Raw genomic sequence first — 12,615 nt, 5'->3', positions numbered from 1 at the left:
CTATCGATAACGATAAAGTCAGGTTGAGTTTGTGTATATCGGCTAAACTTACGTTTAACAGAATGTGATGCCGTGACTGCTTACACTTTACGTGTTTGTCATCGCTTACTTTTTGGCGTTATATGATGGATAATGCCGGGATACAAGAGACCCGACTCTTTTAATCTTTCAAGGAGCAAAGAATGCTGATTCTGACTCGTCGAGTTGGTGAGACCCTCATGATTGGGGATGAGGTCACCGTGACAGTTTTAGGGGTAAAGGGTAACCAGGTACGTATTGGTGTTAACGCTCCTAAAGAAGTATCTGTCCACCGTGAAGAGATCTACCAGCGTATCCAGGCTGAAAAATCCCAGCAGTCCAGTTACTGATATTGTCGCGTCTCGCTGTCGGGCGAGACGCAACCCTCCTGCTATTTTTCCTGCATAAAGTTACCGTTCTATTTCAAACGCTTCGTTTTTAACCACTCCCATACCTTTATCTCATCTAAATCACCCGCTTCTCTCTGGAGATTTCTGTGAAGATGCCTGCAAAATCCGCTTATAAAACACTCTCTTTGCGGCTTTTACATGCGAATTGCGTGCGAATTGTGCAAACGAAAAAAGCATGTGGAAAATTGTTTGACTTATAAGTCCCAGAAAGTAATATATGCGCCACGCAGCGACGAGAAGCTCTTAACGAGTTACTCGAAGCACTCGAAAGAGGCGTTGTGTGGTGAGGTGGCCGAGAGGCTGAAGGCGCTCCCCTGCTAAGGGAGTATGCGGTCAAAAGCTGCATCCGGGGTTCGAATCCCCGCCTCACCGCCATTTTGCATCCGTAGCTCAGCTGGATAGAGTACTCGGCTACGAACCGAGCGGTCGGAGGTTCGAATCCTCCCGGATGCACCATCTATTACTTCATATTGCTTTCGAAGTGATATGAATATCGAGTAGTACAGTAGTAAATCCCGATGCATCCGTAGCTCAGCTGGATAGAGTACTCGGCTACGAACCGAGCGGTCGGAGGTTCGAATCCTCCCGGATGCACCATTTACTATTTCTGAAAGCAGTTCCCTGATGCATCCGTAGCTCAGCTGGATAGAGTACTCGGCTACGAACCGAGCGGTCGGAGGTTCGAATCCTCCCGGATGCACCATATTCTCCAAGATAACAGCGATGCTGTTGTGTCAAGGTCTGCGAGTTAATCGCAAGCACCAGGGAGGATAACGTTGCTTTAGCAACGGCCCGAAGGGCGAGGCGCAGCCGAGTAATCCTCCCGGATGCACCATCTACTGTTTCTAAAAGCATTTCCCTGATGCATCCGTAGCTCAGCTGGATAGAGTACTCGGCTACGAACCGAGCGGTCGGAGGTTCGAATCCTCCCGGATGCACCATATTCTCCGAGATAACAGCGATGCTGTTGTTTCAAGGTCTGCGAGTTAATCGCAAGCACCAGGGAGGATAACGTTGCTTTAGCAACGGCCCGCAGGGCGAGGCGTAAGCCGAGTAATCCTCCCGGATGCACCATCTTCTCCCCTTTTGTTTATTCCTTCGACGTTCCGTCAGCAATCACACTCTCTGTCAGCGACAAAAACCACCTTTTACGATAAAGTAATGCTTTGTTAATCGTTTAGCGAGAGCACGATGTACGCACAGTATGACGGTTTGATCTTCGACATGGATGGCACTCTCCTGGATACCGAACCCACGCATCGCCAGGCCTGGACTGACGTTCTTGGCCGTTACGGAATGCGCTTCGATTTACAGGCGATGATTGCCCTCAACGGATCTCCCACCTGGCGTATCGCACAGGCCGTGATTGAGCTAAACCAGGCCGATCTCGACCCGCACCAGCTCGCGCGTGAAAAAACCGATGCGGTAAAAGCCATACTGTTAGACACGGTGCAGCCTTTACCGCTTATTGACGTCGTTAAAGCGTGGCACGGACGTCGTCCTATGTCCGTCGGCACGGGCAGCGAGAGCGCCATTGCTGAAGCGCTGCTCAATCACCTTGGCCTGCGCCACTATTTTTCTGCCGTCGTTGCTGCCGATCATGTTAAAAATCACAAACCCGCACCGGACACCTTTCTGCTCTGCGCAGAATTAATGGGCGTCCCGCCTGCAAAATGCGTTGTGTTTGAAGATGCCGACTTTGGTATTCAGGCCGCGCGTGATGCAGGCATGGCGGCGGTGGACGTTCGCTTACTGTGAGTGACGCGCTGTCACTTGCTTCATTATTCGCCAGCAGTTTTTTAAGCTCCACCCTCTTGCCGGGGAATTCGGAAGTGGTACTGGTGGCGATGCTGTTGTCCGGCGTGAGTCAGCCCTGGTTGCTGGTCTTAATAGCAACAATGGGTAATAGCCTTGGAGGGCTGACTAACGTTATTCTTGGACGTTTCTTTCCGCTACGCGAAAAATCTCGCTGGCAGGAAAAGGCGGTGGGCTGGCTAAAACGCTATGGCGCTGCCACGCTGTTATTAAGCTGGATGCCTGTAATAGGCGATTTACTGTGTCTGCTGGCGGGATGGATGCGCATCTCCTGGGGACCGGTGCTCTTTTTTTTGTGCCTTGGCAAGGCGTTACGCTATGTTTTACTGGCATGGGTAACACTACAGGGTATGACGTGGTGGCACTAATTGGTGGAATGAATTCGCGACCTTCAATCGTCAACCATTACAATTATGCTGAGTGACAATTTTTTGACAGGCGGGAGGTCAAATTGATCCCGGACGTATCACAGGCGCTGGCCTGGCTGGAAAATCACCCTCAGGCACTGAAGGGGATTCAGCGTGGGCTTGAGCGCGAAACGCTGCGCGTAAATGCGGATGGTAGCTTAGCGACAACGGGACACCCGAAGGCGTTAGGCTCGGCGCTGACACATAAATGGATCACAACCGATTTCGCCGAAGCGCTGCTGGAGTTCATTACGCCGGTAGACGGCGATATCGATCATATGCTGACGATCATGCGCGATGTGCATCGCTTCACCGCCCGCAACCTCGGCGACGAGCGCATGTGGCCGCTCAGCATGCCGTGCTATATCGAACAGGGCCAGGATATCGAGCTGGCGCAGTACGGCACCTCGAATATTGGTCGGCTGAAAACGCTGTACCGTGAGGGCCTGAAAAATCGCTACGGCGCACTGATGCAGACCATCTCTGGCGTGCATTATAACTTCTCTCTGCCAATGGCGTTCTGGCAGGCGAAATGCGGTGAAACGGACAAAGAAGCGATCTCTGCGGGTTATTTCCGCCTGATCCGCAACTATTACCGTTTCGGCTGGGTTATTCCGTATCTGTTTGGCGCGTCTCCGGCGATCTGCTCCTCGTTCCTGCAGGGTAAACCAACCACGCTGCCGTTCGAGAAAACCGAGTGCGGAATGTATTACCTGCCGTACGCGACTTCCCTGCGCCTGAGCGATCTTGGCTATACCAATAAATCGCAAAGCAATCTCGGAATTACGTTTAACGATTTGCACGACTATGTGGCAGGCTTGAAGCGGGCGATTAAAACTCCCTCGGAAGAGTACGAAAAAATCGGCCTCGAAAAAGACGGCAAGCGCCTGCAAATCAACAGCAACGTATTGCAGATTGAAAACGAGCTGTATGCGCCAATTCGTCCGAAGCGCGTAACGCGCAGCGGGGAAACCCCGTCGGATGCGCTGCAGCGTGGCGGTATTGAATACATTGAAGTGCGCTCGCTGGATATCAACCCGTTCTCACCGATTGGCGTTGACGAGCAGCAGGTTCGCTTCCTCGACCTGTTTATGGTCTGGTGCGTGCTGGCGGATGCGCCGGAAATGAGCGCCGACGAGCTGCTGTGTACCCGTACCAACTGGAATCGCGTGATTCTGGAAGGGCGCAAGCCGGGCCTGACGTTAGGCATTGGCTGTGAAACGGCGCAGTTCCCGCTCGCGAAGGTGGGCAAAGATCTGTTCCAGGACCTGAAGCGCGTGGCCCAGACGCTGGACAGCGTGTACGGCGGTGAAGCTTACCAGAAGGTCTGCGACGAACTGGTCGAAAGCTTTGATAACCCGGAGCTGACGTTCTCGGCGCGTATTCTGCGTTCTATGATTGAACAGGGGATTGGTGGCACGGGGCGTTCACTCTCAGCGGAGTACCGCGAGATGCTGATGCAGGAACCGTTAGAGATCCTGAGCGAAGCAGATTTTGCGGCGGAGCGCGATGCATCTATTGTGCGTCAGAAAGAGGTCGAAGCGGCGGATACGGAGTCGTTTGAGGCGTTTCTGGCGAAACAGGCCTGAACCAAAAGAAAAAGGCCACATCGCTGTGGCCAAAATATCCATCTCTGAATTCAGGGATGATGATAACAAATGCGCGTCTTTCATATACTCAGACGCGCATTGTGTAGAAGAGTTCAGTTTATTTTAAAAAAAATCACTATCGGAGGTGACGTATGCCGTTATTAGATAGCTTTACTGTCGACCATACCCGTATGGAAGCACCTGCAGTCCGCGTGGCGAAGACCATGAACACCCCGCACGGCGACACGATCACCGTTTTCGATCTGCGCTTCTGCGTGCCAAATAAGGAAGTGATGCCGGAGAAAGGCATTCACACCCTGGAGCACCTGTTCGCCGGCTTTATGCGCGACCACCTGAACGGCAACGGCGTTGAGATCATCGATATCTCTCCGATGGGCTGCCGCACCGGTTTTTACATGAGCCTGATTGGTCAGCCAGAAGAGAAGCGCGTTGCGGATGCGTGGAAAGCGGCGATGGAAGACGTGCTGAAGGTAAAAGAGCAGAACCAGATCCCCGAGCTGAACGTGTATCAGTGCGGCACCTACCAGATGCACTCTCTGGAAGAAGCGCAGGAGATTGCCCGCCATATCATCGAACGCGACGTTCGCGTAAACAGCAACGATGAGCTGGCCCTGCCAAAAGAGAAGCTCCAGGAACTGCACATCTAGTGCACCTTTTCCCTCTCCTTCAGGGAGAGGGTAGGGTGAGGGTTGTTTAGCCCATGACCACAACCACAACCTTCTCCTTTACCCACCGCCCGCTTGTTCCGTTCGCACATGATTATGCTCACGGTGCCAGCGAGCCGTGGCATCGGCACGACTGCGCGCAGCTCCTGCATAGCCTGACGGGCGTCGTGCGCGTCGATACCGTCTCCGGCTGCTGGGTGGTGCCGCCTGGCCGCGGCGTGTGGCTACCTGCGGGTACGCAGCACGCCCTGCGCATCACCGGCAACGTTGCGGCCCGCACGCTGTTTATCGATCCGCTGGCGCGCGCCGATCTCCCGGCGACCTGTCAGATCGTGCAGATCTCCCCGCTGTTGCGCGAGCTGATCCTTACCTCACTTACGCTTCCTGAATCTTACGCCCCCGGAAGCCGCGATGAACGCGTCTATGAGCTGATCCTCGACGAAATTCGCATCATGCCGATACTGCCGTTTCACCTGCCTGAACCGCAAAGCGAGGCGCTACGTCACCTTTGCCAGCAGATTCGACAGGCCTCAGGCGAGAGCTGGAGCAGCGCACAGGCGGCGAAGCTGTTGAGCATGAGCGAACGCACGCTGAACCGCCATTTTCAGCAGCAGACCGGGTTAAGCTACAGCGAATGGGTGAGACGGGCGCGGCTGCTGGAAGCACTAGTGCGGCTGGCGCAGGGCCAGCCGGTGTTGCGCGTGGCGCTGGATCTGGGGTACGGCAGCCACAGCGCGTTCACGGCAATGTTTCGCCGGGTGATGGGTATCTCACCCAGCGATTACTTTAAGAACGACTGACCGCGTTAAGCAGCGCCTGAAGCGATGCGCGCGCCACGTCGCCGTCAATGCCCACGCCCCAGCTGCTGGTACCGTCCTGGAACAGGCAGCGGATATAGGCCACCGAGCGGCTGTCGCTGCGTTCACCCAGGGTATGTTCGTGATAATCCTTAATCACAAACGGCGCGTCGACCCAGCGGCTTAAGCCGTGAGCGGCGGCGGAGAGCAGCCCGTTCCCCTGGCCCTCCAGCTGGCGCGTTCCTCCCTGCGTTGCAACGATCGCCGTCAGCCGCAGCAGGCCGTCCTTCTGGCCGTCGCTGCTGTAGGACTGCAGGGCAAACTGCGGGGCCGCTACCAGCCCGTAGCGGGTACGAAACAGCTGCCACAGCGCATTCTGCGTCATCTCTTTTCCGTGGCGATCCGTTTCCTGCTGCACGTGCTGGCTAAAATCCTGCTGCAGCGCGCGGGGCAACTTCAGGCCGTGGTTTTGCTCGATAAGCCATGCGCTGCCGCTTTTTCCTGACTGGCTGTTCACGCGGATGACCGCTTCATAGGTACAGCCGATATCCTGCGGATCGACGGGCAGGTACGGCATCTCCCAGCGCTCGCCAGGCCGGCGGGCATCGAAGCCTTTCTTGATGGCATCCTGATGCGAGCCGGAGAAGGCGGTATAGGCCAGCCGACCCGCCCACGGATGACGCGGATGGACGGGAAGCTGGTTGCAGGTTTCAACCGTTTCTACCACCCGGTGCATATCGCTGAAGTCAAGATTCGGGCTAACGCCCTGGCTGTAGAGATTCATCGCCAGCGTCACCAGGCAGACGTTGCCCGTGCGCTCGCCGTTGCCAAACAGGCATCCCTCCACGCGATCGGCTCCGGCCATCACCGCCAGCTCCGCGCTGGCGACGCCTGTCCCGCGATCGTTATGCGGATGCACGCTGATGCAGACGTCGCTGCGGCGGCTGAAGTGGCGGCAGAAATACTCGATCTGGTCGGCATAGACGTTCGGCGTACTCACTTCCACGGTGGCCGGTAAGTTGACGATCATCGGACGCGCCCCGCACGGCTGCCAGATATCCGCCACGGCTTCACAAATCTCCAGCGCAAACTCCGGCTCGGTAAAGCAGAAGGTTTCCGGCGAATACTCATACTGCCAGCGGGTGTCGGGGTTTTCTTCGCATAATTGCCGGATAAGGCGCGTGGAGCGCGTCGCCAGTTCGACTACCTGCGTCTTCTCCATGCCGAACACCAGACGGCGGAACAGCGGGGCTGTCGCATTATAGAGGTGTACGGTGGCCTGCTTAGCGCCGCGCAGGGACGCAAAGGTGCGGATGATGAGATCTTCCCGCGCCTGGGTTAACGCCTGAATGGTGACGTCATCCGGAATGCGGTTTTCTTCAATCAGCTGGCGCACAAAATTGAAGTCCGTCTGCGAGGCGGACGGAAAAGCAACCTCGATCTCCTTAAAGCCGCAGTCCAGCAGCAGCTCCCAGAACAGCAGCTTGCGCGCGCCGTCCATCGGCTCGGCCAGAGCCTGGTTACCGTCGCGCAGGTCGGTGGAGAGCCAGCGCGGCGCGCGCGTAATGCGTTGCTCCGGCCAGCGGCGGTCGGGCAGGGAAAGCGGGGGATAAGGCCGGTATTTGTCGGCGGGGGTGTTCAGCATGATGCGCTCCTGTTGTCTTTTCACTATCGTGAATCGATTTCAGGAGCGCTGCTTTATCGGAACTGACAATCGCTGTCGCGTTTTGGACAACGCGAATTAATGCGCGCCGCCGCCGCCGCTACCGGCTCCAAACGGCGGTTTGGCAAACCACACCAGCCCCAGCAGGACGATAAAGATCCCGGCCGAAATCCAGAAAATTTCGTTCGCCGAGATAATTAACCCCTGGTTGGTGATCTGCTGGGCAAGCCAGCCGGACGCCTGCTGCTCCGTCATGCCCATCCCCTCAAGCTGGCTATACATCTGCTGCGCGTTCGGGTTGAACGGGTTTACCGCTTCGGTCAGCTGGGCATGGTGCATCGATTCCCGGTTGGTCCACAGGGTAGTGGTGATCGAGGTCCCGATGGAGCCCGCCAGCGTGCGGGTAAAGTTCGACAGGCTCGATGCCGCCGCCATGCGCTCGGGCGGCAGCCCGGAAAGCGTAATGGTGGTCAGCGGCATAAAGAAGCACGCCACGGCAAAGCCCTGAATAAACTGCGGCCACGCGGAAGCGCCAAAGTCCATTCCCGGCTCGAACGTGTACGCGCGCCAGTAGAAGCACACGGCGTACATGATGAAGCTGAAGGTCACCAGCCTGCGCATATCGAGCTTATGGGCGAAGCGGCCAATAATCGGCGACAGCAGCACCGGTATTAGCCCTACCGGCGCGGACGCCAGCCCCGCCCAGGTTGCGGTATAGCCGTAAACCTCCTGCAGCAGCTGCGGCAGCAGAACGATCGCGCCGAAGTAGAGCATATAGGCGAGGCTGATACAGAGGCAGCCGATGGTGAAGTTTCGCGACTTAAACAGCGAGAGATCGACAATCGGGTTATCGTCCGTCAGCTCCCAGACAATCAGGAAGCTGATGGCAACCACGGCGACCACCGTCAGCACGATGATTTCCGTCGAGGCAAACCAGTCCAGCTCCTTACCGCGGTCGAGCATGATTTGCAGGCTGCCGATGCCGACAACCAGCAGCGCCAGCCCGATGCCGTCGATCCGCCGCTGTTCGGTCCGCGTTTCGCGGCCGCGCAGAGACTGAAGCGTCATCAGCACCACCAGCGCACCGATAGGCACGTTGATGAAGAAGATCCAGCCCCAGTGGTAGTTATCGCTGATATAGCCGCCGAGGATTGGCCCGCAAATTGGCGCGACAATCACCGTCATCGACCACAGCGCGAGCGCGATGGAGCGTTTGGCGGGCGGATAGTTATTCAGCAGTAAGCTTTGCGATAGCGGAATCAACGGACCGGCGACAATCCCCTGAATAACGCGGAAGAAGATCAGCATCGTCAGGCTGCTGGACATGCCGCACGCCCAGGAGGCAAGCACGAACAGGATCGTCGACCAGAGGAACAGCTTCACTTCGCCGACGCGCTTCGCCAGCCAGCCGGTAATCGGAATGGAGATGGCGTTCGCCACCCCGAACGAGGTAATAACCCAGGTCCCCTGGCTCAGGGATGAGCCAAGGTTACCGGCGATGGTTGGGATCGCCACGTTTGCGATGGTGGAGTCCAGCACCTGCATGAATGTCGCCAGCGACAGCGCAATGGTCATAATGACCAGCTGCGCCCCCTCCAGCGGTTTTTGCGGCTTTTGCTGTTGCATAACGCTCACCTTCGGATTAACCGGCGTTTGCCTTCACGATGTCATCGATCAGCTTATTGACCGGATCGAGGCTAATTTCACGGGCGTTACTTTCATAAGCCGGCGTGCTGCGCACCTGGCTTGCGAGGATCTGGCCGTCGCGGTTGGCGGTATCCACCGTCACCAGCGTGGAAAGGCCAATTCGCAGCGGATGGTCTGCCAGCTGTTTAGGATCCAGCTCGATACGCACCGGCAAGCGCTGTACCACTTTTATCCAGTTCCCGGTGGCGTTCTGCGCGGGCAGCAGGCTGAATGCGCTGCCGGTGCCCATGTCCAGACCGACCACTTTCCCGGTGTACTTCACGTCATCACCGTAGATGTCGCTGACCACGGTCGCGGTCTGGCCGATACGCATATGCGCAAGCTGGGTCTCTTTGAAGTTCGCGTCCACCCACAGATTGTTCGCCGGAACGACGGCCATCAGCGGGGTGGTGGTGCCAATTTGCGCGCCAGGCTGCACCGAGCGGCGAGAGACGTAGCCGGTCATCGGGCTGACGATTTTCGTACGCTGCAGGGCAAGCCATGCGTTGCGCACCTCGGTCGCTGCCTGTTGCACCGCTGGCTGGTTTTCCAGAGAGGTGCCCAGCACCATCGCCTGGTTGGCGTTGTACTGCTGAATCGCCACGTCCAGCTGCGCCTGAGCGCTGGCAACCGCATCGCGGGCGTGCTGCAGCTCTTCGCGGCCAATCAGGTTGGCGGTGCCGAGAGGAACGCGACGCTTAAGGTCGCTCTGCGCCTGCGCCAGTGCGGTTTTCTGCACGTCGATGTTGGCCTGAAGCTGCTTGCTGTTGATCATCAGCTGTCGGGTCTGACGAACGCTGGAGGCCAGCTGCGTCTGTGCTTTTTCAAACGCCTGCTGGGCGTCGGTCGGATCGAGCGTGACCAGCACATCGCCTTTTTTCACAAAGTCGGTGTTGTCGGCCCAGACTTTCGTCACGCTGCCCGACACCTGCGCCATGATTTGAACCTGGTTCCCTGCCACGTATGCATCGTCTGTCTCTTCAACATGACGCAATACTAAAAACCAATAGATCCCATATGCCACGGCAATAATAATAAAGAGCAAGGTCAGCAGAAGAAGGGCGCTCTTACGTTTGCCCTTCTTGTTGACCGGTTGCTGCGGGGGAGTGTTCTCCGCATTTGCGCTCATTGTTGTTCTCCACGATCTTTTTATTTTCACATCGGCTGAGCCGACCTGTTGTCAGAAAGGCCAGCAGTTTGACGTGCTGGCCTGTCAGTTTTTCTTTTCGAAATCTGGAATGTTGAGCGGATTGTCGCGTTAGCGCAGCGCCTCGAGAATGGTGCCATCTTCATCCATCTGGTCCAGACGGGTGAGCAGCTTGCGAGTAATGTGCTCAAGCTGGTCGCGCTCGGCGGTGCTGAGGGCAGACCAGAGCTGGTGCAGGCAGTTGTGCTGCGGCGGCAGCACTTCGCGCAGGAATTCGTGACCTTTTTCGGTCAGCTGCAGATGCAGGCAGCGGCGATCGTTATCGCTTTCACGGCGTTCGATCCAGCCGCGCTTTTCCAGCTCGTCAGCAATACGGGTTGCGTTAGTACGGGATGAACCCAGCGCGCAGCTCAGTTCCGACGGCTGAATGCTATGATTTTCCTGAGACTCCAGCGTAATCAACGCCATAAACAACGTCTCGTTAATCCCTTGAGCTTTCAGCATTTTATTACGGTTTTCCAGCAGCTTACCCTGCATGTGCATGCACAGGCGCGTCAGCAGGATTTCCTGATACGGGAAGTCCTCATGACGACTGGCGCGGAACTTAAGCATTTGTTCAATGGGCGTAAACGAACTATCCATTTTGGGCATAACCTCATTAATTACAGCCGATATAGTAACGACGGTGACAAATAATGTAAATGAATTATTTGTGCGGTTATATCCGCCAAAAGTATGTCACCGTCAGAAAGCGCCGGGTAAATCCGTGACCCGGTGAGCACAGAAAGGGTGGGGTGGGTACCCGCGAAAGAGAGGACGTGAGGACAGGGGTCTGAGCTATTCATGCCGGTAGTAAATATGTCACCCACAGTAAAATTTCTGGGATAAATGATTACCGTTACATTAACAGATGCAGGCCCCCTTTACACCCCAGGAGGCCCAAAGCAATGTAAATCTTAGTGAATTGCGTCCTGACGGTGATACCCGCGCCACCATACCAGCAGGTTCACTGCCGCCACGATAGCGCCGATAGCGCATACGCCCGTCCAGCCCGCATGCTGCCACGCGGAGGCTGAAATCAGCGAGCCCGCCGCGCCGCCGATAAAGTAGCTGGTCATGTACCCGGCGGTGAGGCGGTTACGCGCGTCCGGCTTCACGCGATAAATCACGGTCTGATTGGTGATATGCACGCCCTGCACGGTGAGGTCGAGGACCAGAATACCGACAATCAGCGCCAGCACCGAGGTATGCCCGTACCAGATCGCAGCCCAGGAGAGCAGGAGCAGCACCAGCCCTGCGGAGGTGGTCATGTGAGATTTGCCCTTGTCGGCCAGCCCCCCAGCCGGACGCGCGCCCAGTGCGCCCGCCGCGCCCGCCAGCCCGAACAGGCCAATGACCCCTTCCGAATAGTTAAACGGCGGGGCCGCGAGCAGAAACGCCATCGACGTCCACAAAATGCTGAAGTTGGCGAAGGTCAGGCACCCCAGAATAGCGCGCGTGCGCAGGAGCTTATCTCTGGTGAAGAGGCTGAAAACGGAAGCGAGGAGCTGCGCATAGTTCAGGTGATTATCCTGCTTCACTTTCGGCAGGCCGCGCCACAGCGCCAGCGCCATGACAACCATCAGCACGCTCGCCACCCAGTAAACGGTGCGCCAGCCGCCGAGGCTCGCCAGCAGACCCGCAACGGTTCGCGCCAGCAGGATGCCCAGCAGCAGGCCGCTCATGATGGTGCCGACCACTTTGCCGCGTTTTTCCGGCGAGGCCAGCGTTGCGGCGAGGGGAACCAGAATTTGCGCCACCACGGAGAACAGCCCCGTCAGCGCGGTGCCGATAATCATCATCGTTAACGACTGGCTGCTTGCGGTGATCAGCATGCCGCCTGCCGCCAGAAGCGTCATGGAGACAATAAGCATCCGGCGCTCAAACATATCGCCAAGCGGCACCAGGAACAGCAGCCCTGCCGCATAGCCGAGCTGCGCGGCGGTGACGATAAAGCCGGCGGAGCTGGCAGAAAGATCGAAAGCGCGCGCGATGGTATCAAGCAGAGGCTGCGCGTAATAGTTGCTGGCGACAGCCAGGCCCGTTGCCACGGACATTAAAAGGATAAGCGCGGGGCTAAGCCCCTGAGTTGTTTTTGTCATTAGTTTCAGGAATCGTTAGTTAGGTGATTATTTTTCCGGAAACATAATAACTAATGATTGTGAATGTTGGGGGATTGTTACGTGATGGATTGTGCGGTTTATGCCCCTCACCCTAACCCTCTCCCCAAAGGCTGAGGGTTCCCCAGAAAAATGAAAAGCACGATGAAGTGTGATCTACTGGTTGCGCTAACAAATCAGAAGAGACCTCATCGTGCCTTTACAGACAGTCTGCCAGAAATTTTTCTCCGCGTCTTTA

General features: G+C 56.7%; 11 protein-coding genes and 5 tRNA genes. 11 read left to right on the top strand and 5 right to left on the bottom strand.

The window, feature by feature from the left end; genetic code table 11:
• Positions 1-182 precede the first annotated feature (182 nt).
• The 11 genes from csrA (at position 183) to OWK27_RS13830 (ending at position 5,725) form a co-directional block, all read left to right on the top strand.
• Entirely contained in the window at positions 183-368 is a 186-nt protein-coding gene (csrA, locus tag OWK27_RS13880; protein WP_000906486.1) for a carbon storage regulator CsrA, read from the top strand.
• 342 nt (positions 369-710) lie between these two features.
• Positions 711-803: transfer RNA gene (locus OWK27_RS13875), tRNA-Ser, on the top strand.
• A 4-nt stretch (positions 804-807) separates the two neighbouring features.
• Positions 808-884 (top strand) — tRNA-Arg (locus OWK27_RS13870).
• 64 nt (positions 885-948) lie between these two features.
• Positions 949-1,025, top strand: a tRNA-Arg gene (locus OWK27_RS13865).
• 29 nt (positions 1,026-1,054) lie between these two features.
• Positions 1,055-1,131 (top strand) — tRNA-Arg (locus OWK27_RS13860).
• A gap of 161 nt (positions 1,132-1,292) precedes the next feature.
• Positions 1,293-1,369, top strand: a tRNA-Arg gene (locus tag OWK27_RS13855).
• 250 nt (positions 1,370-1,619) lie between these two features.
• The gene (gene yqaB, locus OWK27_RS13850; RefSeq protein WP_193356689.1) at positions 1,620-2,186 is read left to right on the top strand and encodes a fructose-1-phosphate/6-phosphogluconate phosphatase; all 567 of its coding nucleotides are present in this window, start codon (positions 1,620-1,622) and stop codon (positions 2,184-2,186) included.
• Complete coding sequence (locus OWK27_RS13845; protein WP_017692791.1) at positions 2,183-2,611, top strand: YqaA family protein; 429 nt, start codon at positions 2,183-2,185, stop codon at positions 2,609-2,611. Before yqaB ends, OWK27_RS13845 begins: the two co-directional genes overlap by 4 nt.
• Positions 2,612-2,694: 83 nt before the next feature.
• The gene (gene gshA / locus OWK27_RS13840; protein WP_193356688.1) at positions 2,695-4,239 is read left to right on the top strand and encodes a glutamate--cysteine ligase; all 1,545 of its coding nucleotides are present in this window, start codon (positions 2,695-2,697) and stop codon (positions 4,237-4,239) included.
• Between the two features lie 152 nt (positions 4,240-4,391).
• Positions 4,392-4,907, top strand: a complete 516-nt coding sequence (luxS, locus tag OWK27_RS13835; RefSeq protein ID WP_003862180.1) for an S-ribosylhomocysteine lyase — start codon at positions 4,392-4,394, stop codon at positions 4,905-4,907.
• A 53-nt stretch (positions 4,908-4,960) separates the two neighbouring features.
• Entirely contained in the window at positions 4,961-5,725 is a 765-nt protein-coding gene (locus OWK27_RS13830) for an AraC family transcriptional regulator (RefSeq protein ID WP_148421357.1), read from the top strand.
• Here the strand turns inward: OWK27_RS13830 and leuA are convergent.
• The 5 genes from leuA to OWK27_RS13805 form a co-directional block, all read right to left on the bottom strand.
• Positions 5,712-7,367, bottom strand: a complete 1,656-nt coding sequence (gene leuA / locus OWK27_RS13825) for a 2-isopropylmalate synthase (RefSeq protein WP_252004302.1) — start codon at positions 7,365-7,367, stop codon at positions 5,712-5,714. The genes OWK27_RS13830 and leuA overlap by 14 nt on opposite strands.
• Before the next feature lie 96 nt (positions 7,368-7,463).
• Positions 7,464-9,011, bottom strand: coding sequence for a multidrug efflux MFS transporter permease subunit EmrB (gene emrB / locus OWK27_RS13820; RefSeq protein WP_006811709.1), 1,548 nt, complete (start codon positions 9,009-9,011; stop codon positions 7,464-7,466).
• Positions 9,012-9,027: 16 nt separating this feature from the next.
• On the bottom strand, positions 9,028-10,200 hold the full coding sequence (gene emrA, locus OWK27_RS13815; protein ID WP_176609650.1) for a multidrug efflux MFS transporter periplasmic adaptor subunit EmrA: 1,173 nt from the start codon (positions 10,198-10,200) through the stop codon (positions 9,028-9,030).
• Positions 10,201-10,329: 129 nt separating this feature from the next.
• Entirely contained in the window at positions 10,330-10,860 is a 531-nt protein-coding gene (emrR, locus tag OWK27_RS13810) for a multidrug efflux transporter EmrAB transcriptional repressor EmrR (protein ID WP_176609651.1), read from the bottom strand.
• Positions 10,861-11,174: 314 nt separating this feature from the next.
• Positions 11,175-12,359 carry an MFS transporter gene (locus OWK27_RS13805; RefSeq protein ID WP_267590606.1) on the bottom strand — a complete coding sequence of 395 codons (1,185 nt, stop codon included), beginning with the start codon at positions 12,357-12,359 and terminating at the stop codon, positions 11,175-11,177.
• Positions 12,360-12,615 lie beyond the last annotated feature (256 nt).

This window comes from Enterobacter cloacae complex sp. 2022EL-00788, from assembly GCF_026627565.1.
Taxonomy (GTDB): domain Bacteria; phylum Pseudomonadota; class Gammaproteobacteria; order Enterobacterales; family Enterobacteriaceae; genus Enterobacter; species Enterobacter pasteurii.
This window is presented reverse-complemented; position numbering and strand designations above follow the sequence as displayed.